This window comes from Psychromicrobium ferritrahens (genome assembly GCF_043789415.1).
Taxonomy (GTDB): domain Bacteria; phylum Actinomycetota; class Actinomycetes; order Actinomycetales; family Micrococcaceae; genus Renibacterium.
On sequence record NZ_JBDLLW010000002.1, the window covers coordinates 412,500 to 435,976 of the forward strand.

Annotated in this window: 31 protein-coding genes; 13 read left to right on the forward strand and 18 right to left on the reverse strand. The window is 54.1% G+C overall.

Annotated elements, in window-relative coordinates; translation table 11 throughout:
* Positions 1–2: 2 nt before the first annotated feature.
* Positions 3–356 (reverse strand): hypothetical protein, encoded by a 354-nt coding sequence (locus ABDK06_RS11590; RefSeq protein ID WP_394941180.1) that lies wholly within the window; start codon positions 354–356, stop codon positions 3–5.
* Between the two features lie 611 nt (positions 357–967).
* Between ABDK06_RS11590 and ABDK06_RS11595 the strand changes: the two genes are divergently transcribed.
* The 8 genes from ABDK06_RS11595 (at position 968) to ABDK06_RS11630 (ending at position 6,337) form a co-directional block, all read left to right on the forward strand.
* Positions 968–1,273: a hypothetical protein gene (locus ABDK06_RS11595; RefSeq protein WP_394941181.1), complete on the forward strand. Its 306-nt coding sequence runs from the start codon at positions 968–970 to the stop codon at positions 1,271–1,273.
* A 1,101-nt stretch (positions 1,274–2,374) separates the two neighbouring features.
* A complete protein-coding gene (locus tag ABDK06_RS11600; RefSeq protein WP_394941182.1) occupies positions 2,375–2,827 on the forward strand; it encodes a hypothetical protein in 453 nt (150 codons plus the stop codon).
* A 59-nt stretch (positions 2,828–2,886) separates the two neighbouring features.
* Complete coding sequence (locus ABDK06_RS11605) at positions 2,887–4,206, forward strand: hypothetical protein (RefSeq protein WP_394941183.1); 1,320 nt, start codon at positions 2,887–2,889, stop codon at positions 4,204–4,206.
* Complete coding sequence (locus ABDK06_RS11610; protein WP_394941184.1) at positions 4,206–4,691, forward strand: hypothetical protein; 486 nt, start codon at positions 4,206–4,208, stop codon at positions 4,689–4,691. Before ABDK06_RS11605 ends, ABDK06_RS11610 begins: the two co-directional genes overlap by 1 nt.
* On the forward strand, positions 4,688–4,891 hold the full coding sequence (locus ABDK06_RS11615) for a hypothetical protein (RefSeq protein ID WP_394941185.1): 204 nt from the start codon (positions 4,688–4,690) through the stop codon (positions 4,889–4,891). Before ABDK06_RS11610 ends, ABDK06_RS11615 begins: the two co-directional genes overlap by 4 nt.
* A gap of 38 nt (positions 4,892–4,929) precedes the next feature.
* On the forward strand, positions 4,930–5,130 hold the full coding sequence (locus ABDK06_RS11620; RefSeq protein ID WP_394941186.1) for a hypothetical protein: 201 nt from the start codon (positions 4,930–4,932) through the stop codon (positions 5,128–5,130).
* Complete coding sequence (locus tag ABDK06_RS11625) at positions 5,130–5,609, forward strand: hypothetical protein (RefSeq protein WP_394941187.1); 480 nt, start codon at positions 5,130–5,132, stop codon at positions 5,607–5,609. Before ABDK06_RS11620 ends, ABDK06_RS11625 begins: the two co-directional genes overlap by 1 nt.
* Before the next feature lie 68 nt (positions 5,610–5,677).
* On the forward strand, positions 5,678–6,337 hold the full coding sequence (locus ABDK06_RS11630; RefSeq protein ID WP_394941188.1) for an N-6 DNA methylase: 660 nt from the start codon (positions 5,678–5,680) through the stop codon (positions 6,335–6,337).
* 693 nt (positions 6,338–7,030) lie between these two features.
* Here ABDK06_RS11630 and ABDK06_RS11635 read toward each other — a convergent pair.
* From ABDK06_RS11635 to ABDK06_RS11660, 6 genes are all read right to left on the reverse strand, one after another.
* Positions 7,031–7,249 carry a hypothetical protein gene (locus ABDK06_RS11635; RefSeq protein ID WP_394941189.1) on the reverse strand — a complete coding sequence of 73 codons (219 nt, stop codon included), beginning with the start codon at positions 7,247–7,249 and terminating at the stop codon, positions 7,031–7,033.
* Positions 7,250–7,726: 477 nt separating this feature from the next.
* Positions 7,727–8,485: a hypothetical protein gene (locus ABDK06_RS11640; RefSeq protein WP_394941190.1), complete on the reverse strand. Its 759-nt coding sequence runs from the start codon at positions 8,483–8,485 to the stop codon at positions 7,727–7,729.
* Positions 8,486–8,597: 112 nt separating this feature from the next.
* Positions 8,598–8,930 carry a hypothetical protein gene (locus ABDK06_RS11645; protein ID WP_394941191.1) on the reverse strand — a complete coding sequence of 111 codons (333 nt, stop codon included), beginning with the start codon at positions 8,928–8,930 and terminating at the stop codon, positions 8,598–8,600.
* A gap of 103 nt (positions 8,931–9,033) precedes the next feature.
* Positions 9,034–9,369 carry a hypothetical protein gene (locus tag ABDK06_RS11650; RefSeq protein ID WP_394941192.1) on the reverse strand — a complete coding sequence of 112 codons (336 nt, stop codon included), beginning with the start codon at positions 9,367–9,369 and terminating at the stop codon, positions 9,034–9,036.
* Positions 9,370–9,614: 245 nt separating this feature from the next.
* On the reverse strand, positions 9,615–9,839 hold the full coding sequence (locus ABDK06_RS11655; RefSeq protein ID WP_394941193.1) for a hypothetical protein: 225 nt from the start codon (positions 9,837–9,839) through the stop codon (positions 9,615–9,617).
* A 72-nt stretch (positions 9,840–9,911) separates the two neighbouring features.
* Positions 9,912–10,154, reverse strand: coding sequence for a hypothetical protein (locus ABDK06_RS11660; protein WP_394941194.1), 243 nt, complete (start codon positions 10,152–10,154; stop codon positions 9,912–9,914).
* A gap of 26 nt (positions 10,155–10,180) precedes the next feature.
* On the opposite strand from ABDK06_RS11660, the gene ABDK06_RS11665 reads away from it, so the two are divergent.
* The gene (locus tag ABDK06_RS11665) at positions 10,181–10,339 is read left to right on the forward strand and encodes a hypothetical protein (protein WP_394941195.1); all 159 of its coding nucleotides are present in this window, start codon (positions 10,181–10,183) and stop codon (positions 10,337–10,339) included.
* An 87-nt stretch (positions 10,340–10,426) separates the two neighbouring features.
* Here the strand turns inward: ABDK06_RS11665 and ABDK06_RS11670 are convergent, their stop codons facing one another.
* The gene (locus ABDK06_RS11670) at positions 10,427–10,927 is read right to left on the reverse strand and encodes a single-stranded DNA-binding protein (protein WP_394941196.1); all 501 of its coding nucleotides are present in this window, start codon (positions 10,925–10,927) and stop codon (positions 10,427–10,429) included.
* Between the two features lie 900 nt (positions 10,928–11,827).
* Between ABDK06_RS11670 and ABDK06_RS11675 the strand changes: the two genes are divergently transcribed.
* The 3 genes from ABDK06_RS11675 to ABDK06_RS11685 all read left to right on the forward strand — a co-directional run bounded on the left by ABDK06_RS11675 (position 11,828) and on the right by ABDK06_RS11685 (position 13,644).
* Positions 11,828–12,271 (forward strand): hypothetical protein, encoded by a 444-nt coding sequence (locus tag ABDK06_RS11675; RefSeq protein WP_394941197.1) that lies wholly within the window; start codon positions 11,828–11,830, stop codon positions 12,269–12,271.
* The gene (locus ABDK06_RS11680) at positions 12,272–12,727 is read left to right on the forward strand and encodes a hypothetical protein (protein WP_394941198.1); all 456 of its coding nucleotides are present in this window, start codon (positions 12,272–12,274) and stop codon (positions 12,725–12,727) included.
* Between the two features lie 68 nt (positions 12,728–12,795).
* On the forward strand, positions 12,796–13,644 hold the full coding sequence (locus ABDK06_RS11685) for a hypothetical protein (RefSeq protein ID WP_394941199.1): 849 nt from the start codon (positions 12,796–12,798) through the stop codon (positions 13,642–13,644).
* Here ABDK06_RS11685 and ABDK06_RS11690 read toward each other — a convergent pair.
* A complete protein-coding gene (locus ABDK06_RS11690) occupies positions 13,628–14,719 on the reverse strand; it encodes an alpha/beta hydrolase family protein (protein ID WP_394941200.1) in 1,092 nt (363 codons plus the stop codon). The genes ABDK06_RS11685 and ABDK06_RS11690 overlap by 17 nt on opposite strands.
* Before the next feature lie 702 nt (positions 14,720–15,421).
* Here ABDK06_RS11690 and ABDK06_RS11695 point away from each other — a divergent pair.
* The gene (locus ABDK06_RS11695; RefSeq protein WP_394941201.1) at positions 15,422–15,940 is read left to right on the forward strand and encodes a hypothetical protein; all 519 of its coding nucleotides are present in this window, start codon (positions 15,422–15,424) and stop codon (positions 15,938–15,940) included.
* Between the two features lie 106 nt (positions 15,941–16,046).
* On the opposite strand, the gene ABDK06_RS11700 is transcribed toward ABDK06_RS11695, so the two are convergent.
* The 9 genes from ABDK06_RS11700 to ABDK06_RS11740 form a co-directional block, all read right to left on the reverse strand.
* Positions 16,047–16,265: a hypothetical protein gene (locus tag ABDK06_RS11700; protein ID WP_394941202.1), complete on the reverse strand. Its 219-nt coding sequence runs from the start codon at positions 16,263–16,265 to the stop codon at positions 16,047–16,049.
* Between the two features lie 378 nt (positions 16,266–16,643).
* Entirely contained in the window at positions 16,644–17,876 is a 1,233-nt protein-coding gene (locus tag ABDK06_RS11705) for an ABC transporter permease (protein WP_394941203.1), read from the reverse strand.
* Complete coding sequence (locus tag ABDK06_RS11710; RefSeq protein WP_394941204.1) at positions 17,869–18,522, reverse strand: ABC transporter ATP-binding protein; 654 nt, start codon at positions 18,520–18,522, stop codon at positions 17,869–17,871. The genes ABDK06_RS11705 and ABDK06_RS11710 overlap by 8 nt, the downstream gene beginning before the upstream one ends.
* Positions 18,519–20,027 (reverse strand): hypothetical protein, encoded by a 1,509-nt coding sequence (locus ABDK06_RS11715; RefSeq protein WP_394941205.1) that lies wholly within the window; start codon positions 20,025–20,027, stop codon positions 18,519–18,521. The genes ABDK06_RS11710 and ABDK06_RS11715 overlap by 4 nt, the downstream gene beginning before the upstream one ends.
* Positions 20,028–20,168: 141 nt before the next feature.
* On the reverse strand, positions 20,169–20,618 hold the full coding sequence (locus ABDK06_RS11720) for a hypothetical protein (protein ID WP_394941206.1): 450 nt from the start codon (positions 20,616–20,618) through the stop codon (positions 20,169–20,171).
* A gap of 766 nt (positions 20,619–21,384) precedes the next feature.
* Positions 21,385–21,747, reverse strand: a complete 363-nt coding sequence (locus tag ABDK06_RS11725; protein WP_394941207.1) for a hypothetical protein — start codon at positions 21,745–21,747, stop codon at positions 21,385–21,387.
* Positions 21,748–22,289: 542 nt separating this feature from the next.
* On the reverse strand, positions 22,290–22,559 hold the full coding sequence (locus ABDK06_RS11730) for a hypothetical protein (protein ID WP_394941208.1): 270 nt from the start codon (positions 22,557–22,559) through the stop codon (positions 22,290–22,292).
* A gap of 14 nt (positions 22,560–22,573) precedes the next feature.
* Positions 22,574–22,912 carry a hypothetical protein gene (locus ABDK06_RS11735; protein ID WP_394941209.1) on the reverse strand — a complete coding sequence of 113 codons (339 nt, stop codon included), beginning with the start codon at positions 22,910–22,912 and terminating at the stop codon, positions 22,574–22,576.
* Positions 22,875–23,120, reverse strand: a complete 246-nt coding sequence (locus tag ABDK06_RS11740) for a hypothetical protein (protein ID WP_394941210.1) — start codon at positions 23,118–23,120, stop codon at positions 22,875–22,877. The genes ABDK06_RS11735 and ABDK06_RS11740 overlap by 38 nt, the downstream gene beginning before the upstream one ends.
* Positions 23,121–23,477 lie beyond the last annotated feature (357 nt).

Below are 23,477 nucleotides of genomic sequence, written 5' to 3' on the forward strand. Positions count from 1 at the left end.
TCCTACCTCTTGATGGGAATGATTTCAGGAATGATTCGCTGAATGAGCGTGGGTGCGCAGTCGGGACGGTCAAGCTGAGGCTGATCGATGGTGCGCTCGAGCTGTATCGCGGAGTGCAACGCAGCTGTGTGGTCGCCACTCGCCTGGGCGTGTTCGAGTCTCAGCCTTTCGTCGCTGAGCGCATCGGCGACCGCACCATCGGCGTGGTACTGAAGCTCCTTAGAGGAGACGTCGTAGATCGGGCCTTCGTTCTCGTCCAGGAAGTAGAGGCGCATCGGCTCGGCTGCAGCTTTGACACCGCGGATGAACTCCTCGGATGCCGCGACGGGGGTCTGGTCGGTGGAGGTCTCAGACATGAGTGCTCCTTGGCTGTGGGTTGGGCGAAACGGATGGAAGGTGATGCACCGTGCGTTGCCGGGACTCGTGCGCGTTGTCGCGCTTCGAAGCCGCATGAAATGCACAGGGGCCAGAGGACTTCCCTGACTCCTGTTTCCTCCCGTGCCAGCTCTGCTGGCTCTGAGCCGTCCACCGCAGGTTCAGCGGTCGTCGCCCCCACGCTTCATTGGTGCGCCAGTCAGGGCGTCTACCTGTGGATACCGGGCGACGAGCGCAGCGGCTCCTCTTCTCTGAGCGAAGCGAGTGGGCATGCCGAGCGAAGCGAGGTCAGGGAGCGCCAGCGACCGGGACAAACCCGTCGGCTATGCCGACCAACACGTCCACGAAGCGTAGCGGAGAGGCCGAGCGTAGCGAGGGTCCGCAGGACACGTGTTGCCAGGTTTGCTTATGCCCTTTTCCTTTTCAGCCGCTGTTCCACGGCCGGAGCGTTAGCGGAGGTCTGGAACGTATGTTTATCAGGGGAACTCGTTGGTACGTACCGGTTCGGAGATCGTCACACATTTCGCGGAGCGAGTGTACGAACCGGTGCTTCTCCCCTGCTATCTGGCCATTTTGGTTGTTCGCTCTTCTGGTGCCTCTTGGCACCGCCGTACGAATGCCCGTTCGTGGCGTCGTGAGGAACAAGCGACGATCCTTCTCCCCCTCGGAACGGGTCTGTTCCCCTGGGCGCTGCAGCACCCGCTGGCACGCAGTGCCGAGGCCCAGCGGGCGTGCCGTCACAGCCGTGCCGCTCGCGGCTCCGCCCTTCATTGCGGCTGTGGACAACGCTGCGAAACGACCTCTCGCTGCGCCGCGAAGCGGCTGGTACTTCACCTCGTTCCAGCGCCGCTGGACCATCTGTTCCGCCTGGGTGCCATCGTGGTTCCCCGGCATCTGATCCCTTTGCCTGGCGAGCTGTGCGAGCCGTGTCGCCGGGGAGTCTGCGCTTAGGTACCGTCCTCTGTCTCCGTGGTTCGTCTGCGCTGCTTCGCCCACTATGAGGCAGCGCTTGTAGCACTGCGCCAGAGGTGGGGTCGCGCCGTCCGATAGGACGACCTGTACAGCATGCGACCCGTCCGTACAGCAGTCGTTGGCGCATCAGAAAGAGAGAGCTGCCCACTCTCAAGCGCCTCTGCTCTGTCCTCGGTTCCTCCATGCAACGGCATGCCAATCTGAACGGCCACAGGGGCGTCTTCCAGCTGCGCCAGGGAGGAAGCAGTGCGCTCCTACGCGTCATCGCTTCCTTGTTTCCGCCTTGGCGCAGCGGACTACATGCGTCGAGCTTAGCCCGATCAACCTCTGTGTGCAGGTCTCCGGCCGATCGGATCGCATCCTGCCCTAGACCCCTCGCTTGAGCCCTCAAGAACTCGTATCAGCGCCGCCGGCGGTATGTGATCGAGGCTGTTTTCACGTAACGAAGCTGATTAGTCATAGCGACGAGTCGAGCCATCCATGGGAAACTGCCGGTCTTATCCGGCACAGGATAGCTCACACCCGGGTGCGACGTTGCCGTTTCTAAGCCTTCAGCTCGCCGTAGGCATCGATTCGCAGCCCAAGGCTCCATTCCAGCTACGAGTTGGCGCATTCGCGGCCGGGGTCTGCCCAGCACAGCGCCGCGAATGACCAGCATTTTCGAGTCAGCCCACCACCGGGCGAAGTAGGCGGCAAATAGCTGCCGGATGCGTCCAATAATCAACCGGAGATGCCCCCTTCATCGTCCGGGTGCATCGATGGCTGCGGTAGACCCGGCTATGGCTTCTTTATGGGTGCAGATCATCCAGGACGTGTACCTGACCTCACTGCCGGCACCGATCTGGTCTCGTATCTAATCCGGCCACAATGAACCAGAATTATGATTCAAATGATCTTGCTAATAGTTATGAATGATAATTAGAATGGGTGTGCAATAAACGTTTAAAGTGATCGACTGGTGAATCGACTGCTTCCCAGAGGACTTCGAGGAGAGAGATGAACACGATGTGCGACAGGAGTGCCGCTCATGGCAGCAAAGCGTAAGCCCGAGCCACGGCGCGTGCGGCTGACGGTCCCCGCAGTCGATGAATCAGTGCTGGCGTGGCTCGATCTGCAGGACAACGCCTCCGCCTCAATGCGGATGCTTGTTCGTGAGTCGATCGCGCGAGACGGCTATATCGACGTGATCAACAAACCCGTCGAGCAGCTGCCCCGACGCGGACGACCCCCGCAGGGCGAGGCAGACGAGCAGAGTAACACTCCGCCACCAGAAGCCCAGGCGATGGAAGAGCAAGTCCACAGGACTCCGGCCCAGCGCGCTGCGAGTCCCGCTCGGATCGCGGAGCCCGAGGCTTTCGACGACGGCACCGAGGCTCCGCTCCCCGACGTCGAAGCGCAGATCGAAGAGGGAGCTCTGGCTCCGAGGACCTCGCAGACCAAAGGTATCCCTGAGGGTCTGGAGGCCTTCCTGACCATGTGACAATGCGATCGCCCCCACCGATTCCATCTACTTCACCTACTGAGAGGTTCAACGAGACCATGAGCAAGAACGACACTCCCATCCGGCTCACTGGCGGCATCGACGTCGGCAACGGCTACGTCAAGGGCATCATCCGCGGCTCCGTCTGCGGCGAAGCAGTGTTCGACACGATCGATCTGCCCTCTGCGGTCGTCAGCAACTCCCGCGCTACTCCTTTGGTACCCGACGCGGACGCAGATGCCACGAGGCTGGTCGTTGAGGGCGATTTCTTCAACCATCTTGCGTGTTCATTCGCGACGCCACTGGTGAGTCGCTCGGATCTGCGCACCTTCGGCCGCGGCGCACTCAGTGCTCCTGGTTCGAAGTTCACGCAGTTCGAAGTTATCGGCACGCGCTCGAAAACCGATCAGGAGCTCGCCTTCGTGCTGGTGCTCGGCGTCTTCGCCGCGAAGGCACTGCGCGATCACGTCCGAGAGCACGGCGCAATTCCCAACGGGGAGCTTCGAGTCTCCGTACGTGCCGGCCTGGCGCTACCGATCGCAGAGTACGTCCAGCGCAGGAGCTCTTTTGCTGCGCGGTTCCTCGGTGCGCTCGGCAGTGCAGATCCCACCGTGCACCTGGTGACGATCAAGAACTTCAACACACCGGTGACGGTCAGGCTGACGTTCGAGGACGTGCAGGTGCTCCCGGAAGGTGCATCTGCTCAGTTTGCGATCACCGACAAGGGCGCACTCCTGGCACAGGCCCTGCTCGATGACTTGTGTACCTCAGATCCGGCGGAGGCTGCGCGCCTAGAGGGCGTCACGGCTGATCTGCTGGTCGGTGTTCGCAACACCATCGGCGTCGATGTCGGTGAGGGAACCGTGAACTTCCCCGTCTTCACCGACGGCGCGTTCAACCCGGAAGCCGCTGTGACCTTGGATTCAGGCTATGGTACCGCGTTGACTAACGCCCTGGATCGCATGAGCTCCAGCGGGGACAAGAACTTGAACTGGCAGAATCGCAAGGCACTGGCGGACTTTTTGCAGCAGGAACCGAACGCGCTCACCCGAGTCCGTCATGACAGCGCTTCGAGCTACGTCGACGAGGAGGCAGGCTATCTCTGCGACGAGATCGGCGCACGCTTTGAGGACGTGCTCGTTCAGGTCGGCGGCACGACTGAGGTCATCTTCGTCTATGGCGGCGGCTCTGGTCCTATCAAGGAGCAGCTGCGTCCGATCCTGCAGAAGGTTGCGGGGTCGATCCCGGTGCTCTACCTCGACGCGAGCTACTCGCGCCACCTCAACCGGGAGGGCCTGTATCTTGCGGCGAATGCCGCCCAGCAAAGAGCCGACAAAGTGGCTGCGTCAGTAGACAAGAGCATGAAGGTGATGGCGTGATGGGCACAATGTCTGATGCAGCCGCACAGTCTGAAGTTGAAGCGATCAGCCGCAGTATGGAGTTGTCGGATGAGATCGTGCTCGACTTCGTCCGAGAGGGAATCAAGACTGTGCACCTCCGGTCTGAATCCTTGCGCCTGGGCGGGATGATCCGTCTCGATGAAACGGCCGTAGAGATCTGGGATGAGGCGATTCGTCACTCCTTCAAGCGCTGGCTCTCGGCACGATCCGGAGATGCTGGTGCGGCGAACGAGGCAGTCAGCATTGCCTCAGAAGACTCCGTGAATCAGGGCATCAAGCCCGGGTTCCAGATACACCTGCGTGAGGACGACGGCGTGCCGCCGCGCGTCTATGTCTTCGAGGCATACGACTCTGATGCACCGGCGGATGCCAACTCTATGGTGGTCGACGTCCTGACCGGCGACTGGACGATGCGCGGCTTCAGCGAGTTACTCCCGGTCGATGACGAAGAGCGAACACAATGAGCACGGCCGCTGATGACCGCCGGGAGCTACTGCAGGCCATTCTAGGGCTAATGGACAACCTTCCACTGAGCCGCGTAAAGCGCCTGCTGGACAAACGCATCACCACGTACTCGACCACGTTCCCGGCAAAAGAGGTGTACGACCTGCTGGACAGCGTCGATCATGTCGAACCCGAGCTGCTCGATCGCTACGTCGAGTAGCGCGTCGCGGACTCACAGAAGCAGAAGAAGGGAATGAAATGAGTACAGACAACGGATTCGGCGAGAATGCTGACGAAATAGAGCGTAGTTTTCGAGAGGTCGACATAGATCATGAACTTGATTTGGTCGAATCCTGGACCACCAGTTTGTCTTCAGGGATTGAGCAAGATCCTGTCACCGAAGGGTTTCTCGATTTGGTGCTGTTTGATCGACGCAGCACAAAGTCGGATGACTCCTGATGGCAGCGCCGGTCAACTACACGACGAAGATCTCGGCTGCACAGACCGTCGCCGAAATGCAGGCACTCCTGGCCGGGCACGGGGCACGCCGGATCAGCGTCGACCACGACTCCTCTGGTGTTCCCAGCTCACTTGACTTCGCACTGGGAACACCGCACGGACTGAGGGCTTTCTCGCTTCCGGCCAGTGTCGATCACATGCAGCGTCTCTTGGCCGCCGAAGACGCAGCAGGCCTCCTGAAGTCCGGTAGCAAGGCCGAGCGCACGAGCCGTACTCAGGCCGAGCGGGTGGCCTGGCGGGTCATGAAGACCTGGCTCGAAGCACAGCTGGCACTGGTGTCCGCCGAAATGATCGACATCGACCAAGCACTTCTGGCGTTCTTGCAGGTCGATGGTACCGGCTGGACGCTCTACGAGATCTATAAGGAGCGAGAGAGCCTAACGCTCTCCCCCGGAAGCAATGAGACGACGAAGGGCTGAAGAACGATGACTAACCCTGAGCACAAGACCTTGGCTGCGCACAGCTGATGAGCGACTATCCAGGGATCATGAAGCTTCTCGAGGCAAACGCACGAGAGAAGAGACTCAGTCAGGTCTTCGACGACTTCGTCGAGATGTCGGCACTGTCGATCCGCAATGCTGTCGACCGGCTCGACCACGACGAGCGTGAGTTCCAGTACCTGCGCATTGCCGACCAGTACGACAGGTCAGAGCTTGATCGCTTCGGCCACGCACTGGCGCTCGTCACGCTGGAAATGGAACGCGAGCCCTGTGATGTTCTGGGCCATCTCTATATGGACCTGGGCCTTGGCAACAAGCGAATGGGTCAGTTCTTCACGCCATATGACGTCGCCAAGTTCATGGCCGAACTTCAGCTCGGCGGTCTGACCGCACAGATAAATGAGACCGGTTGGGCAACGCTCTACGAGCCGGCCTGCGGAGCAGCCGGATTCGCCATCGCCGCGTCCCAGGCGCTGCGCCACGCCGGGAACAACCCGCAGAGACAGCTGCACGTCACCGCCGAGGATCTCGCCCCGGCAGCCGTGCATATGGCCTACATTCATCTGTCGCTGTTGCACATTCCAGCACTGGTGCATAGGCGCAACACGCTCACTCAGGAGCTCTACGACACCTGGCGCACACCCGCCCACGTTCTCGGTTCCTGGGATAGTCGCCTGCGGCACGGCAATCTGCTTCGTCGAATGTGAAAGGTGTTGGAGGGTATTCTGCCGGCCAGCCAAGACATAGCCGACTGCGCCCGGTCTCTCCGCACCGGGCCGAAGCAGCAGCGGCATCGGTCCCGTTGAGCAAAAAGGAGCCCTCCCGGCGCAGCATGATGCTGCGCCGGGAGGGCAATCTAGTGGTTGGTATCTGCTGGACTACACAGCGGGAGTTCGAAGACGCTGCCTACGTTGCGTTGTCACGATGAGGAGCACCGTGACACCAATGCCGAACACCGTGAGGGCGATAGATCCCTGCGGCGCAAACAATGCAGTAATGAGCGCGACCACTCCCCCAAACCAGCTGATCCAGATCAACGGCTTCTCAGCAGGGTTGACGGTGGGTGATTGAGTACTCCTCAGCTAGTTGTTCATGGTCGTCTTCTCCGGAGCGGGATGAGCGGGCACGCTTTCAGTTGATCATTGGACGCAATATTCCGCAACGGTCGCCGCCAGGCGTGTCCTGGCGGCGAGGGCTCATCAAGCGACGTCGTGCTCGTCGGCCAGCGTATCTAGATCGAGCTGCAGCGCGGAATGTGATGGGTAGCGTCCTGGGTGGTCGTAGTTGTAACGGCTCCCCCGACACTGCCCTGCAGCGCGTGCACCTCAGTGAGAAAAACGCCATCACAGGAGCAGGGCCCGTGCGGTGGCGTCTCTGGTTGTGAAGCGAGTGCATCTCAATTACGGTTCGGAAGAGAGCCTGCCTGTTTCGATGAGTTCCTTCAGCAGATGGACCTGGGCCTGGACAGCGACGGCCATGGTGAACACCGGAAGGTTGGTCGTGACCAGGTTGTCGTCCGTGTTGAGCCGACGCAGCAGTTCTGCCGGTTCGTTGCCCCCGGCGTTGGTCAGCAGATGCCCAAAATTCTCAAGAATGTATTCCGTGGTGGTCTCAGACATGGTTAGACACCTTTTCCGTGGATGAGTCTATGGGGTCAATACTCCAATTGGCGGGATCGAGAACCGTGTCGGCGTGAACCACGCCTGACTTCCAACCATCGTGTTGCAAGGATCGGATTTTCTGTCACGCGCCAGGAAGACGATCCCCCTCCGGAGGTTCGGGAAAGGATCTCAACCGTGTCGTGGCTGCTGCCATGCGCCTTCGCCCAATCACGCCACCGATGAACGGAACGCTTGTCCAAGTCCACGGTAAATCTGACTGCGGTCTTGTCTACAGCGGATCCACGCAGCCCATGGCCGGCGTCTGCGGTTTCATGGGTTGTGAGCCATACGACCTGGGGTCCAGCATGAGTCCTTTTCAGTGACACGTTGGATTCTGTCGTTTTTAGCACACCGTCTGCGAGAATTCGCTGAAGATGTTCGACTGATGTGTAGTGGTAGAGCTTCACTCCGTGTTTTCTTTCTTTGACGCTGCTTTCATATTCTTGTAAGACGGAAGTTCGGCGCTATGCTATTTGGCCAGAAAGCACAATAATCGAACTCATTGTCAGTATCACAGTAGTCGAGGTCTGCAGTCCACTGGCTAGTACCGACCTTCAGCCTCTCGATGCGCGCCGATGATTGTAAAGCGAAGTAACGCTGCACAGAGTCCTGGGCAGCGGGGTACTCATCGAACGAGTCAGGGTACTTCGTCGCGAACTGTGCAGTGCTCGTGATGCCCTGGTGCCGCAGCAAGTCGAGCAAATCAGGCAAGTCCTGTGTACGCCCGGAGAACTCTGCGGTGTCTGCGGCGATGATCTTCGCCCGGGTCAGTGTAGGTACGGTAGCGATCGACAGCGCGATATTGCGCAGTCCGGTCCCCTGGGGGATCCACTTGGCGTCGTACTGCGCCTCAACCAGTTCAGGATCCTCGGCGTCACCGAGGTTGTCGTTGTTCAACCAATCGGGCTCCAGGCCGGCCTTCTCGGCGACGATCTCGATCGCACGCTGGACAGCGCTCGAATAGTCACGCGTGAGCGTGTCAATATCGACAGTGTAGGCGCGTTCGCCGGTGCGCACGCCATGCTTCATGAGGGCGTAGCCTCCAATTGCGCGGACCTGGATCGGCTTCTCGAGGCAGAGCTTCTCCAGCTCCTGGTCGAGCAATAGCAGAGCCACATCAAGCTCGTCGCCAGACTTCTTGACCGCCGCAGACTTGCTGGAAAGGGTTGAACGGGACTGGATATCATTGTTCATTGCGGTGGGCCTTTCTGGCTCTGCCTGCTTTAGGGCATGCAAAAACGGCCAGATGCTGCTCCTGTGATGGAGCGCGCCTGGCCGTCTGAGCGGTGTGGTTAGAGAGTTACAGCTAGAGGTAGATGCCCACCTCGGTGAAGTATGGATGCGCGAGCAGCGGCTTTTCGGAGAGGTAGAGCGGATGGTTCAGCTCTTTGACCTCCTCAAGGCCGCGGAGATTGGGGAATCGCACGAGGACCAACTCGAATCGGCCCTGCAGGATGAGCAGATGCTTCATCAGGTAGCGCGTTTCCTCAGACATCCGACTCAAATCGAGACCGTCGATCTCTGCGACCCTTCGGTCTCGATTGTTGAGGAACAGACGGTTGAGGTAGCGCCAAAGGGCGTAAAAGTCACCCGGCGACCACGAAGTCTGGTCCTCGTAGTAGATCTCGTCGCCGTTCATGGGCTTATGCTCCCTCGTTCGTGGTCTCAGACCCAACCTGTGATCGATGATCACCGCTGTTGGGCTGGCTCGGATGGTAGCGCTCATCAGGTAGCAGAGCAGTTCAGACCCGTTCGATCAGCGTAGCCCCGGATCCGTACTGCAGGCCTGTGGCGCAGTCGTACCAGAAGCCATTGGCCAGGCGTACGAGAGTCTTCTCCTCACGGCTGCCCCAGAGTCCGACCCCGGGAATCGCAGGAATGGACCGGCGTTCGATGATCGTCGTGGTGCCCAGCAACTCTTCGACATCTGGATCGCGGACGAACATCGTGCTGGATCCGTTCCTCGGGTCGCAAGCGACCTGCTTCATATGGACGGGGTGGTTGAGGTTGCGTTTCAACACAATTTTGTCGCCGACGGCGAGATCAGTTAATGGCGTAATTTCAGTTGCGGTGGGCATGGTGGCTCCTTACTTTGGATGGAAAACTGTGGTCAGGCCCAACGTCGAGGAATCGAACCTCGTTTCTGACAGCACAAGGCTGTGCTCGGCTCACCAGAGCGACCCCAGGAGCAGGAATCCAACCTGCATGGCGTGTTGACGGATACGCCCCAGAACCGGGATTGGGAAATTCGACCGAAGATTCATTATTCGGGTTGCCTCTTGGCTGCTCCTGCAGCTGACCCAGTTGTAAACACGAAGTTCTCCTACGAGAGCCTAAGATCGCGCATGAGCTTGTCCTTGGCAACTAGCTTCTCGCGCAACTCCTGGATTTCCTGAGTGAGGCACAGAACCAGTTTGTCGCCGGTGAGTTCGCGCCAGGGTTCGCCGTGGCGAAGCGCCTCAAGACGACCAGTCTCGATTCCTGTGACCGCGTATTTGCCATTCCCGATGACGACAGTGTTCGCGTTGTCGATAAGTTTTTTGGCCACGATGGAGTTCTCCTGTTAGTGGCATAACGTGATGGTCTAAGGGTGTGCTGTCGATGACAACGGTGGTGAGCGTTACGGAGCTAACCGTTTAGTGGCAGTCTGGAACTCCCTGAAGGTGAGCGGTCGCCTTGTCTGCCGGACGGAGCCATAAGCGCCGGCCCAGCGGAAGAAGTAGTTCTTGCACAGTTCCACGTCCGCCTGGCGGGCTTCCTCGGTGTAAATTCGTGGAAGGTGGGAAATTTCGTTGCTGTTGACATGACTGTCAGCCTCGAAGTCGAACGGCAGGGTCTCCTGCACGGAAGCGACGGCGCTCATGGCGTTCTCCTTCACTGAGTCATCGAATGTTCAATGACTCCTCCGGATCAGCTCCGCTGATCTACAAACTGCCGCGCCGGCTCGCCGGTGGCGCGCCTGCGCTAGAGCCCGACAAAGCTGAAAAGGAAGCCTCCCTGCAACGCGCCAGCACGGAGGGGCAGGTGCGGTGGCAACGACGCGCATAAGGCGAAGGACCAATGCTGCCAAAGCCTGATCCCTGGTGGCTGCGCCACAAGCGCAGCCACCAGGGATCAGCTATTCGATTGTCAGGCTCAGTTGCCGAAGGGCAGCTCATCCTGCACCACGGAGTTATCGCTTGCGGCGACGCCGGCGTGGACCGGAGCCGGAGCAGCCACGGCAGCCGATACAACCTGGACCTCGCGGTTGGTCTGCTCGGCAGCGTTCACGCGCTGGGCCAGGCGATTCTGCACAGTCTGGCGGGACTCGAGGAAGGTGATGCCGATGGCAATGACCTTCAGGTCGCGGACTGTCTCGCCACCGCGCTCGTACTCGTTCATGCGCAGTTCCGTCCCAACGGTCACAAGGTCGCCCCTGTGGATGTTCGCGTACGGGGTTGCCTCGAAGTTGGTGTCCTTATTGATGAAGGCCTCCATCGGGATGGCATCCGAAAGGCGCTCACCGGAACGGTTCTTGTAGTTACGGTTTGCGAAGACGGTGAAGACGACCTTAGCGGAACCGTCCTGGTTCACGAAAACCTTGGGGTCACGGGCAAGACGGCCGGTGAGGATACCGGAGTTGGCGAGGTTCGACATGGTGTTCTCCTTGGATTGTTCAATGGTTATTGCGCCGCATCGACGCCGGAAGATGCTTTTTCCAACCCGTAGACTTGTCGGAGGTCAATACGGACTTTTCTGACAAGACACACCCCGAATCGGCTCTGCCGATCGGAGGCTCTTGCACTGCTACTGCTGCTCCCGAATCAGCTGTGCTGGTCGGTATTTTTGCTCTTAATGCCGAAGGCGGTATTCTTCTCTGCTCTCAGGTTCCGAAGGCCCGAGCCGGGCCTTCGGGGCTTATCTCCTAGCTGTTTGAGTCAGAGTTTGATGGTGACAGGACGTCAGCTTCCCGACCGACGATGGCGAGCTGGCCGTATCTGGTAGCTCGCGCGGACTATTGTTTGGCCTATTTGAAAGTGCGAATCTAATAGCGTGGCGATCATCGCCATATCCTGGTATCGAAAAAATTCCTGTGCCTTGGCAAGGGTGTTGGCCAATAATAATGTGTCAGTAATCCACCGGGTATGACAGCATCAATGCATGGGTATTTTGACGGCAGTTCACACTCTTTTGGTGGCCCCGCACGCTGTCAGACGAGGAACTCGAAGAAAAGCGCGAGGAGCTTAGATTGGGTTACGTCTCCGGCGAAGCCCACCTCCACAACGAGTTGCCCCGCCATGACAAGGAGATGGTGCGCCGCAATCGGGGCACACGCCCGCGTGAACCCAGAGCCACGAGAGCCAGGCGACGCGAGCATAGGTGGTACTTACCGAATGCCGACTAGAGTGTGTCTCCTAAAGCTGGCGGTCAGCGGCTTGTGGCTCCGAAAAATTACGGTCTGTGCAGGTGCTACACCAACCGCTATACAATAAAAGTCATAGAAGCCGGGATGCAGGTGACCATAAACGACAGCTTGGTAGAAGGAGGAATCTAACTATGGTAAGTAGCGGGCGTGCAGTTTTCACTACACAGCAAGAGAAAAAAGAAAAGCTAGCTGATCGAATGGGAATTCTGATCGATATTTGGGACTTTGAGAACAACTCTTCCCTTACGTACCCGCAGATGGAGAGTGCTCTAGCCAGCAAAGGAATCCAACTCTCAAGGACACGTTGGTCCTATCTGATTAACGGCACTGGCAGCTTGGTCACAGATCAAGTCCTGCTGAAGGGAGTTTCGGATTTTTTCGGAGTTTCCAGCACATATTTATGTGATCTAAATAGTAATCCTCCAGTCGAACTCGAGAAAAAAATGGAGTTCATCAGCGATATGCGAAAACTGAAGGTCAAGAACTTCGCCACTCGCAATCTTGGCGCTCTCTCCCCAGAGACACTAAAGACAATTACGAAAATTATCGATTCCTCAATGAATAGCAGTGAGTAAATGAACCTTCCTTCAGTTCAGGATATGATTCATGATTTGTGTGGAGCTGGCACAACTTCGATGTCGGAGGTTCTAGAGAAACTGTCCAGCATCAGCGATAAGCCGATCAATATTATGGAAGTGGAATACGAGTCCTGGGGCACTCTAACTTCTTTCAAAGCTGAGTTCGATGATCGAATAAACATTTATTATCCACCACAAAATTCAACCCAATACAAGTTACATTGCATATATCATGAATTGGGACATATCTATCTTGATAGCCTCCAAGCTTCCGGCTCCATTCCCGATATTTCTATAGAGGTTTTACGGGAACTAAAAGGAGCTATAAGTGTCAGTTGCAGATTTCTTCCTAATAGTCCTATAGAGAATTGGGTGGAAAATTTCGCCTTCGAGATGTCCAAGAAAACACGGGCAACCAAGCGTATAAGCGACCCCAACCCCTTCCTCTGCTGACAATGCCTCTGATACTCTTCATACTTTTAAGCATTTTATGCATTTTGCGGATCCCAGCAGCTATAAAAGTGAAAGAATCGCGAGCATCCTGGCTCGCTTCCGTCTTTGGCCTTATCGCTTTGTACGTCTTAGGAATTGTGACCCCACTGGATGTTATGGACAAAGCCTTGGGGGGGATCAATGTTACTAATTTACTCCAAAGCGTGTTTGCCTTGTTAGCTTTCTTCTTCTTCAACGATAGTGTCAGAAATCTCGCACAGATCAAAGTTGTGAAGTGGACCTATTATGCTCCACTCTTCGGCATACCAATTATGGTGATTTGTTTCGCTTGTATACAAGATAAAGGCCCGTCTGCCGCTGGCTTCATAGTTCCGCGGATGGATCAACTTGCAACTGTTCTTTACAGCGGAATATACATGTTAGCGTTGCTTTTTACTGACCTGAGAATAATTTACATGCTCCGAAGTAGAACTAGAGGTGTCTACACAACATTTTTACTTGGACTGACTGTCGTTGCCGCTGCGTGCCTCTGCCACATAACTTATGTGATTCTTTATCATTTCACTCCGTTGGCAGAGATCGGTCTGGCTATCGGAGCATGGTTTGACAATCTTTTCTATGTGGGCCTCTCAGTTACGGCCCTGGGCTGGCTGATCTTGTTTCTATCGAAGCGGTTGCCTCAAGTCCAGTATTGGATGGTCGACGCACTGTTTCTGACCGTATTGAGATTACGCGCTGGATCAGACCAACCGAGATGGCGTCCTATCGGGGAGTTGCTAAACGATACCTTAGAGAGCAGCATCTATATGAGCCTTATTAGCTTGCGCAATTACGAACGAGCTAACAACTCACCTTTTTCTCCGAGCATCGAAGAACGTATTCTTCGTATTGAGCAGAAATTTAGTCTTGCTGCCTAGTATCGGCACTAAGGATATTCTTACCTATCCACTCGTTGAGAACTCTCACAAATTGCTCGGGCGCGGTGTTCCACTCTTGTGTGTGTAATGAGTCTGGCAAAGTTACAAGCGTCGCATACACCGGGTTCCCCTTCTGAAACCTATCGGAGAGTTCCCAGGGAACCTCTTTGTCAGCTTTTGAGTGCAAAATTAGAGTAGGGGTCTGGAGGCGGCCAGGCGTGTCAGACCATTCAAGCAATCGGAAGTCAATCGGTTCTTCTAACGCGAGTAACTTTGAGAACGTTGAGAACCCGAGAAGCTTTATTAGAAGACGCGCAGCGAATTCGGGCACACCGGCACGAGCAGCCCCCGCAATGATGGTTTGCCGCCAACTAGTTACAGGACCAACGAGCACTACTCCAACTATTTTGTCGCGATGCACACTATTTTCTGCCGCTAATAGCGCCATTGTTCCGCCTAGAGACCAGCCTGAAAGAACAATATTCTTGGCCCCCTCACTCAACGCGTAGTTGATTGCGCTTTCTATATCGCGCCACTCCGTCTGACCAAGATGACTTGAACTACCTTGACGCGGTATCACCTCTGGATCACTCCGAAAGGTTGGGACCAATGACGAGAAGCCCCATCCACGAAACGCATCGACGTCTCGCAACATGATTGAGCGATCAGTCCAGCTGCCGTGGATATGTATAACCCACGTACCTCTGGGATCTCCTTCGAGAAGCCAAGCTGGAGCTTCACCGTAAGCCGTCGGCACAAAAACATCCTTGTACTCCGCGCTGATTGATTTAGGACTAAAAAATATGTCCGGAGTCCACTCGACCTCAGCACCAGTTTGAATCGACCCCGGCTCTAGTTCCTCTACTTGACGCTCGACAAGCTTCTCGTCTTCATCGATCAGAGTTACTTTGCCGATTCTCGCGTGACCACTCGAAAATCTATCGATGATACCAAATTTGCCCGTGGCGCTCGTAAATTCGTCCAAGCCAATACGAATCTTTTGCCCATCTTCGATCAGTTCGACGCGCCGAAAGTCCCGTGGGCCTCTTTTGACAATTTTTCGAGCAAGAACCATGGCGGCAAGTATCACGGAACCAACCGGCACGAGGATCAAGACACAGGCCAACATCAGCCGTCTTCTCACAGATGGGTCCCACTTTCAAATAGCCGTTTGAGCAAAAGTTTAGAGTCTAGTCAATCTTACCTTGCGGTCATGTAGCCAACATGTATTGGACATGTGCAACCCATAGCTGTAGTCTGCCCATAGAAGTAGTTATTCTGCTGGTACTGGGAGGGTTATGAAGCAGGCACGAGGGCAGGCCGTAGCAATGATCAGTAATTCAGGTCTCATACAGCTAAGGCCACGCCAAACCTATACGGGCGTATCACTGTCCGACCAGATCAAAGTATCTATTGCTCTATTACTGGCAAAATGACTGAGTCAATTTCAATGTCAAAGTCAAAGTCTGACCGTGGACCGCAGCACAGTCGATTGTTACCAGTTTGGCGTGTCATCGCGATAGCTATCTTAGGAATAGCCATAGCGGCAGCAGCCATCGGGTTGGTGCTGACGATAGGTGGAGCCAGGATCTATCCAACACCTATGGTGACAGTGGTACCAACAGACTTTACGTATCCCCAGTCAGCCACCCACCCCAGTAACCCAAGCTCACCTTTGATCCGCCTTGAGGAATCCACGACTAAAACTTCACCATTCAAACCCATTCACCTTTATTGCAGCGCAATCTGTGCTGATTGCTTTATAGGGAAATAAACGATGTCACAATTATCCAAGAGTCAACCCTTGCTTGATCGCCGTTCTCTGTTTCACTGGTCTGATTGGATGCTTAGACATGCCCCTGAAGTTTTGCTTAGGGCTGCTGGCCTTCCATCAGAATCGGATTGGTTCTCTCATCGAATGATTTTCCTGGGTAAGCAGTCAATCCAATATTGGTCTGAACTGATCCCGGACCTGAGAGAGATACGTGATCATGTTAGCTATATTGCACAAAAACGTCATGGCAAGTTGTCCATGCTTGACAGGGAAATCGCCATTTCAGAGTTACAATGTATGGGTTCGTTCGCTGCAAATGCTTACCTTCAAGGTAAGGGGCTGGTTCCCGGAGAAATGACAGATTTATCAATGCAGATATCCGGAGCAGCTGCGTCAGCTTGGTGGGCAAGTAATAGATGGAAAACTCCAGGCAACTGTTGTGAAGTTTTACGTGTACTCAATGAACCATTACATTCTACCCAATTTTTGAAAAGGAGAAACATGGAAGCTTTGGGGATTTAGCGTCGGCATTGAACTGTCCCTCACCGATTTCGCTATTAACTATGTGAATTTGCTGATGGCATCGAATCAATATCCTTGCACGCTGTGTTCAAATTTTTCAGATTTCTCATTTCTCAGACTCACCCTGCTCATTTTGATCGATACCTAGATGGTTTTCGAGTGTACCGGCCACCGTCCAATCAATTTTAGTATATTGGCGCTTCTTAGTGTCGTAACTAGTTGTTTCTGGAGGATATGGGACTTTGTCCTTAAATTTGCTGAGCGCCTCTTCACGCGTGATATACCCCCAAGGCGACCTCACCAAACGAGGCAGATTGCTACTCATAGTCATCACTCCCACTGACCTCATGAAAGCACGGTAGTCATTTCTACCCGAGCTCGTACCGGTTGATTAATAGCGTTTTCGAATTGAAATAGCGCGATTTTGCCCATATAAGGTACCACACTTTTACATCCCAAACTCTGCATCGGGTATAGAAATCAAACCTGATTTGAATGAAAATTGCAACCGATAAGTGAAGATCCCTGCCTCATAGATGACAGCAAATCTTTGAACGTCGAATACCTAGATCTTGAACTGGTGTAACACTGATTTGGATGAATATTTTGCAGTTTTCAAAAATGAATGAAGGAAATACAAAGCTGCCGAACTGGTGCGTCGTGAAATCTTCATGCAAATCATTTCACTTAGTTCACACGCTACCTATAAGTCACGGAGCGCTGAGTCTGCATCAATCTTTGCTAGACGAATAGCACTTCGAAGTGCTCCCAGGCAGAGACAGATCGGCACAATAAGCACACCAGCCAAGATCCACAGAGGATTAGGAATTGCCCATGCTGACACCAACAAGAACTGGAGATTCAATCCACTCACGATAGTGGTTACAACTAAAGAAGCAACGACACCGAAGATGACACCTGCCAGACCAACTATGAACCCGACAATCGCGAGTTCCAAACAGAACGCGCGGGCAATTGCGCCCCCCGACCAACCAATAGCTTTAAGAATACCAACCTCTCGAACTCGCTGCTGAACCCAAGAGCCACCAACGGAAACACCGACCCCCACGCAAAAGAGCACCAAAAATACTCCAATGACCCAAGTAAGCAAGGAGAGGAGCTTGAACAACCCAGGTAGCGAATCGATCTGGTTTGCAATACTGAAGACTCCGTACCCGCGGTTGGAGACCTCGGTCTGAATGCTAGTAAGGGCATCTGGGCGATCTGGTTTAATATATGCAGCGTCGAATGACAAAGCCTTGGAATTACTCATATCAGGTTTACCGAATTGGCGGCTGGCCGCGATTTTTAGCAGCAGGTCATAGGAGATGTAGGAGGCTTGGACGCCGTCTGATCCTGGTGTGCTGTTATCGTATAGTCCTACGACATGGAGGAGAATACTGGATGGTGCTCCCCTGCCTGGTGCAGTCATCGTGGTGTACTGAAAACTGACGGTCTGTCCTAGCAGCGTTGAGAAATCCCCGGCTGCACTCGATTTTGGCAAAATAATATCAGTCGATCCAGGTCCATTTTCAGGAACAGTACCCTCAACTACTTTCGGACTCACCTCTGGAATATAAGGCGTACCCCAGATCGGGCCAGGATTATCTTTGGTCGGCCATTTTTTTTCATCTTCAATGGTGAGATCAACCTGCATCCACCCATAGACGCCCGCAACATGCGGAATGGACTTGAAGTCAGTGAGAGAGGCCCCAGTAATTGGCTTCGATGCTCCAGGAGTGACGGAGCTTACTTGCACCATGTTGAGGGCAGAATCATCAGTTACCGATTGAGAATATTTGGCAATTCCAGCAGCGACCACACTATCCGCAATCAACAGCAACGCGATAGCTAGTGTCATCATAATTGCCAGAGGGCGGAGCTTCTTAAGAGTCAGTGCAGTGTTGCGGCGTATCAGGATGCCGGTGCTAGCCAATTCGTCCTCTTTCCATATCCAAAGTTCGGGAGACGATCTGTTCAAAGGCGTCGCTATGCGAGGCAAGGAGCACTGCACATCCTCGGGCTGCAGCAGCAACCAAGGCTTCTCTAACATTGTTGGTATTATTATCGTCCAGGCCAGAATTTGGCTCATCCGCGAGCAGGAGAAGTGGCTCATTGACCAGTGCACGACAGAAAGCCACTCGTTGCTGTTGCCCGCCTGAAAGCTGCTTTGCCTTGTGACGAGCAATCGAAGTCAAGTCAAACTCAGCTAAGCGGTCTATTACCTCTGACTCAGTTAAAACTGAGACGCTAGCTACCATGATGTTCTCAACAGCGGTGAGTTCTGGTAGCAGGTTACTGTGCTGAAATACCATGCCGATTTTCGTTCTGCGTGTCTGCGCAGCCAAGCTTTGACTCGGTGTGGTGACATCAACACCATCAATCTTCCGGCTGCCCCCGTCTGGGGTGGACAGTAGGCCTGCAATATTGAGTACGGTAGATTTCCCGGAACCTGAAGAGCCCCGGAGCCAGACAATTTCTCCGCGTTCGACTTCAAGGTTGAAGTGAGAGAGGACTCTCTCAGAACGCCTTGTCTCATCTTTGTATCGCTTGCTGATCTCTTTCAGAGACAATATGCTCATTTGCTTCCTTCAAACTGATAAGCATTGGGTACAGACATCAACTGTACAGATAGAGTCAAGCTACATGGGCTTACCTTGTTGATGCCAGAACGATAAAGACTTTTGTACTTTTCGCAGCCTCGTAAATCCCTCAATTTACTCACAGCGTCTGTAAAATCAGGGGATCTTAAGCCCGATGCAGAGGCACTTGTCATTGCCGACAGCCCTGCAACGTAGAGACTGACTGGCTCAGTTGGTTTGCTCACGAGTGATTTCAGCATTTTTTGTTGGTTTGGGAACCAGCTTCCAATTTCTGAAGAGTTAGAGAAGTAACTAAAATTTTTGAGTGCCATAAAGGCCAACATTGTGAGACTTTTATCTGATAATGGTGCATCGAAATTTTTCAGCTTGGCAAAATCGACTTTGTCATCCACTTGTACAAGCGCATCGACTCGTGCCAAGTACTCGGCTAATTGATCTAGCGTCACAACTTTAGGAAGATCCCTTTTGACCGCGTCAACGACGTTAATATGATCTTTCCATCTAGAGTCACCTTCGCGTTTAAGTGCAACAACTGCTTTTAGCTTGGTAAGAGAATCTGATTCGTTGCTGGTAATCGCCGTTATCAGAGAGTTTGCAGTCTCTGAACTGACTACCCTGGGGAACTCTTTATCAAGTAGGCGTGATGCTAAGTACGTTGCTTCAACAATTCCCGGTCTTTGTATAATAGGTTGGACGAGACCAGAACCGAATTCAATTCGGCCGCTAAAGACATTTTCACGGAGATAATTTTGTGCGTCAGCGTCATGATCTAACAAAATTAGCGTCCGCAATATAGAAACCCGCACAATATCTTCATTGACTTTACCATCAAATAAAAGAGATTTTAAATGCTCTATAATTCCCTCAGGCAATACTGGCTTCTCCCCGAATACACGAGAAGCCTCCGCTACAGCCTGAACATCGAATACCGACTCTGGGCTCGATGGAAGCGTTAGAATCGAAGAAGCCTTAAGTAATGCAGTTAATTCTTCAGGTTGCTTAATATCTAAAGACTGATAGGAATCCCAAACTCGCCATAAGAGATATGGATAAGGCTTGATACCCATCAAATTTATGCTTGCGAGCCGCTTAGATACTTCTGTCACATCTACCTGGATCGAAAGTTCCTTCAACGTCTTAACGGAACTCGCAAAGGTCCAGATCGCGGCTACTTCAGCGCCAGTATTATTCTGAATCGCAGGCATCCGAAGTTTTGCAGCTGCCGCAACTATGGGTTTTTTCGATAATTTGGGAACTGACTTTTCAAGCATCACGGTTGACCAGAAGCTAGGAGCTTCCGATAAGTCGGTTGTTTTCAGCTTCTGGTCAACCGCCAACGGATTGATATCCGTTACTATCTTTTTGCTAGAGTCCACGCCAGCATACAAGGCAGTCGCATAGAGGTCACCCGCAGGTGGCTGATCAGATTCTGGCATTCTAAAAAGACCGTTAACATCTCGGAGAGCCAAGATATCTTGGATCATTTCAGAAGTGCTCGGAGGCGCGGGATTACCGGCTTCTCCAGTGCAGCCGGTAAGACAAACTGCTACCACTAACGCACTACAGACGACAGTGTTAATGAACCTTGTGTACTGGTGAACTCTCATGGAAATTAGTAAAGTTCCTTAGACGTGGGCCGCAGCTTGGCGATAATTACCGTAGTAAAAAGCACTCGCAGTGACATCTGCACCGAGATAAAACGTACCAAACGTACCACAGACGCGCCCGCTCATGTACGAACCTCTCGCTCCGCCACTATTAGTCCACTGCAAGTGTGCCGGATCACCGCCAACTACAGATGCAGTAACACCAGCAACAGTCACGCTTCCAACTCCAACTTGGTAAAATTTGGTGTCGTTCGTGATGTAGTTCGGAGCAACGTTCATGACAGCTGAGGACGAAAAATTACCACAAGCATTATCAGCAATGGGTTGAATCCAGAAATTAGCGGTAATTGGTTGTCCGTTATCAAAATAAGCAGTGCCAGAAGCGGACGTTGCAGAAGCTCCAGTAGCACCCGCAAGCATCAATGATAATGCTGCGACTGTCGTAGCAACAATGGATCTAACTTTCATGCTATAACTCCTCTTGAATAGTATCTATTTGCCACCATAACCAGCAGTGAGACAACCAAGGCTTCGGGTGACACACCTAAGACTCACACGACAAAAATGCCATCTTCACGACCCAATGAAATACGTTACCTAACTGTTACATTAGGCCTTGGGTCCTTCCAATTAGCAGATCTTCATCAATAATCAAAAACCTGCCCTTTGAATGGCGCTTCTGGCGTTTTATGTAGGTATCTGGGACACGCCACAGTCAACCGGTCCGCGAAAATGACTCTGAAGGTGTTTGGTGCTGATTTCTATGACATGATCCGCCTGGTAACGTCTTGAAAAAATGCATTTTTTAGACAGCTTGTTCGTAACGTGGAACTGATTGTGAAGTTGACACTTGCATAGAAGCTCCAAAATAAACTTGAAAGCCGGACGTATTAATTTATCCGCATGGTTTTAATTCCATATATTTTCAATCATTGATCGTCTTGGCAGCGCTGCACAGATGAGAACACCACAACGGGCTATTACTTTCCGTAAGAAAACGATCTGATTATTCCTTGGTCCAATAACCTCGAAAATTTATCGCTGTTCTCAATAACCGGCTCATGAAAGCCGTTGACTGCGAAATCTCAGCAAGTCAATTCGCCAAAATCATAAACACGTCCCTCAGATAGACGCGAGTAGGAATTCACCTACCGCAGAGGTCCTGTGATATATCGACAGATTTCTAGAACTTGACTTTAGCGGGCACCGCCCCCAAGTTTTACTGAGGAGCCCACTAAGGGTTGTGCCACATTTCCCTCTTCTTGATGAGACGCAGTCGGACGGCCCGGGACGAGAACGGGCCGAGGAAGTGCTCGTTCTCGAACTCAGCGACGCCGGCGTCGATGAGGCTCTGGGCCGTCCCCTCTCCTTCGGACCAGTCCTTGACGAGGATTTCGCCAGCGGTCTCAGGAAACAGTCCGTACACGGCGAGGTTCACTGTGAGCGTCTCCTCCGGCTCGCCATCCTGGGTGTCCAGGACGAGCGACGAAGTCCGGGGGTCGAATAGCAGCGTACCTGTCAGCGTGAGCGAACCACTTGCGAAACGGACAGCGACGTTCTCAGCGATGGCGACGAGGCGGGATGCGGTGCTGAACATGATGTGCTTCTTTCTTGAGTAATATCGTGCCCCTCACCAGGCTCGCCCTCCAGCGAGCCTGGTGACGGTATCCGGGCGGGAAATGGTCAGCCGTGCATGTGCACGCGATGTCGGATCAGTTCGATTCAGTAGCTCTTTTTCATAAGCGCAGCGCTTCCTCGAGGTTCTTCGAGGGATTGTTCGGCACAATGAGGACCGGGCTGTGGTTGCACAGGTGCACTCGGAAAGCATCAGCGAGGTTGAGCCTTTGACGCTGAGGTGCTGCAGTAGACCGTAGGTTCTGACAACATACGCCTGGACTTGGTTGTCGGTGGCACGAAGACGCTCCTTACGAGGGGATGCTCAAGCTCATCTTGATCAAGTGGGTGTGAGACTCGCGCTTCGTGACGAGGGGTAACCCGGGACTTCCGGTGCGCAGGATGCTCACAGTAGTGCCCTCGCTTTCAATATGGAGTAATGGTGAAGGGGGAGTGTGAGGTCAGTCGATGACTCTGTGGAAGCCGTCGACGAGTGGCCTGGCAAAGGATGGGGATGGGAGTGCTTTAGATCCCGTGGATGGTGTAGTCGTAGATCTCGTCTCGCGATGGGATCGGGAGGCCGTCGAAACTGGTGCGGGAGACGGGCTGGATCGGATTCGCAGTCACGGACAGCTCCGTCGTCGGCATCGGAGTGGTGCCCTTGATGGCGCGCTTCGCAGCCAGTCGACGGTCAAGAGCCGCATCAAGGTTGACGATAATCTTGGTGAGCGCGATCGACAGGAGTATGAGGAGGAGGAAAGTTGCCCAGCTTTGGACGGGGGTCATCGGAAACATAGCGTGTTTGCTCCTTACTGCTCTGCCCGCAGTCTTGCCTGAGGGCGGAGGGAATGGGTGGATGTGGTCGAGGGGGCCGCGGTGCGGTGATCCAGCGCAGGCACAGCCCACACGAGTACGACAATCTCTTCGGGCTCGTAGATGCAGCTCTCGTCGTCGTCGCTGCGCGTGCGGATGCTCAGCTCTGAGACGAAAGGACTCGGCAGCCGGCGGATAATTTCGACGACAGTCGCGATCGCAAGTTGAGGCATGGTGTCTTCGTCGACGACGGGAACGACGACCTGGTCACCGACCTTGCCGATGACACCGAGCTTGTCAATGAACGAAGAAGACCCACTGATGGCAGTGCTCATGAGGTTCGAACCTTTCGTTGGGGTCGACCGGACCGTTTTTAGTAGAGTTGAAGGACTGGTGCTTCTTCGAATGGCGGCAGCGGGAGATACCGTCGGCGTACTGGATGTTGTTCAGCAGGTGCCGGATCGTGTTCTTCGCCGCGAGCTCGCGGATCCGGGGATCACGCGTGCGCCCGTCGGCGTCGTGGAGCTCAGTGAGCTGGGTCATAACGGGCTCCATTGGCTGCTGAAGATGGAGGTGTTCCGGAACCATGAATTTTCTTAGTCGGTGAGTATCCCGAGCCAGCTCTGCTGGCCCGGGATACTCTCTTTGGCGGGAGGGCGATGCCGGAGCCGTCACACGAAAGAGAAGCCCCGATGCCAATTGGCGTCGGTGCTTCTCCTCGGAGTTCTTGCAGTATGGAATCGAATTGTTCGCGTCTCGTGGATTGTCAGGAATCGAACCTGAACCTCAGTACAGCCTCTTTCGGGGAACCTGGTCATAGGTCATATGCAATCCTTTGCGCTGAGGTACTACCCCCAGCTGATCCTGATGCTCGCAACGTGATAGTCACAGTTGCGGGCA

Bases quoted from the DNA above. Each gene is read 5' to 3' on its own strand.
- ABDK06_RS11590 (WP_394941180.1), bottom strand. From the start codon at position 356: ATGTCTGAGACCTCCACCGACCAGACCCCCGTCGCGGCATCCGAGGAG.
- ABDK06_RS11600 (WP_394941182.1), top strand. From the start codon at position 2,375: ATGGCAGCAAAGCGTAAGCCCGAGCCACGGCGCGTGCGGCTGACGGTC.
- ABDK06_RS11605 (WP_394941183.1), top strand. From the start codon at position 2,887: ATGAGCAAGAACGACACTCCCATCCGGCTCACTGGCGGCATCGACGTC.
- ABDK06_RS11610 (WP_394941184.1), top strand. From the start codon at position 4,206: ATGGGCACAATGTCTGATGCAGCCGCACAGTCTGAAGTTGAAGCGATC.
- ABDK06_RS11615 (WP_394941185.1), top strand. From the start codon at position 4,688: ATGAGCACGGCCGCTGATGACCGCCGGGAGCTACTGCAGGCCATTCTA.
- ABDK06_RS11620 (WP_394941186.1), top strand. From the start codon at position 4,930: ATGAGTACAGACAACGGATTCGGCGAGAATGCTGACGAAATAGAGCGT.
- ABDK06_RS11625 (WP_394941187.1), top strand. From the start codon at position 5,130: ATGGCAGCGCCGGTCAACTACACGACGAAGATCTCGGCTGCACAGACC.
- ABDK06_RS11630 (WP_394941188.1), top strand. From the start codon at position 5,678: ATGAAGCTTCTCGAGGCAAACGCACGAGAGAAGAGACTCAGTCAGGTC.
- ABDK06_RS11635 (WP_394941189.1), bottom strand. From the start codon at position 7,249: ATGTCTGAGACCACCACGGAATACATTCTTGAGAATTTTGGGCATCTG.
- ABDK06_RS11640 (WP_394941190.1), bottom strand. From the start codon at position 8,485: ATGAACAATGATATCCAGTCCCGTTCAACCCTTTCCAGCAAGTCTGCG.
- ABDK06_RS11645 (WP_394941191.1), bottom strand. From the start codon at position 8,930: ATGAACGGCGACGAGATCTACTACGAGGACCAGACTTCGTGGTCGCCG.
- ABDK06_RS11650 (WP_394941192.1), bottom strand. From the start codon at position 9,369: ATGCCCACCGCAACTGAAATTACGCCATTAACTGATCTCGCCGTCGGC.
- ABDK06_RS11660 (WP_394941194.1), bottom strand. From the start codon at position 10,154: ATGAGCGCCGTCGCTTCCGTGCAGGAGACCCTGCCGTTCGACTTCGAG.
- ABDK06_RS11665 (WP_394941195.1), top strand. From the start codon at position 10,181: ATGTTCAATGACTCCTCCGGATCAGCTCCGCTGATCTACAAACTGCCG.
- ABDK06_RS11670 (WP_394941196.1), bottom strand. From the start codon at position 10,927: ATGTCGAACCTCGCCAACTCCGGTATCCTCACCGGCCGTCTTGCCCGT.
- ABDK06_RS11675 (WP_394941197.1), top strand. From the start codon at position 11,828: ATGGTAAGTAGCGGGCGTGCAGTTTTCACTACACAGCAAGAGAAAAAA.
- ABDK06_RS11680 (WP_394941198.1), top strand. From the start codon at position 12,272: ATGAACCTTCCTTCAGTTCAGGATATGATTCATGATTTGTGTGGAGCT.
- ABDK06_RS11690 (WP_394941200.1), bottom strand. From the start codon at position 14,719: ATGGTTCTTGCTCGAAAAATTGTCAAAAGAGGCCCACGGGACTTTCGG.
- ABDK06_RS11695 (WP_394941201.1), top strand. From the start codon at position 15,422: ATGTCACAATTATCCAAGAGTCAACCCTTGCTTGATCGCCGTTCTCTG.
- ABDK06_RS11700 (WP_394941202.1), bottom strand. From the start codon at position 16,265: ATGAGTAGCAATCTGCCTCGTTTGGTGAGGTCGCCTTGGGGGTATATC.
- ABDK06_RS11710 (WP_394941204.1), bottom strand. From the start codon at position 18,522: ATGAGCATATTGTCTCTGAAAGAGATCAGCAAGCGATACAAAGATGAG.
- ABDK06_RS11715 (WP_394941205.1), bottom strand. From the start codon at position 20,027: ATGATCCAAGATATCTTGGCTCTCCGAGATGTTAACGGTCTTTTTAGA.
- ABDK06_RS11720 (WP_394941206.1), bottom strand. From the start codon at position 20,618: ATGAAAGTTAGATCCATTGTTGCTACGACAGTCGCAGCATTATCATTG.
- ABDK06_RS11725 (WP_394941207.1), bottom strand. From the start codon at position 21,747: ATGTTCAGCACCGCATCCCGCCTCGTCGCCATCGCTGAGAACGTCGCT.
- ABDK06_RS11730 (WP_394941208.1), bottom strand. From the start codon at position 22,559: ATGTTTCCGATGACCCCCGTCCAAAGCTGGGCAACTTTCCTCCTCCTC.
- ABDK06_RS11735 (WP_394941209.1), bottom strand. From the start codon at position 22,912: ATGAGCACTGCCATCAGTGGGTCTTCTTCGTTCATTGACAAGCTCGGT.
- ABDK06_RS11740 (WP_394941210.1), bottom strand. From the start codon at position 23,120: ATGACCCAGCTCACTGAGCTCCACGACGCCGACGGGCGCACGCGTGAT.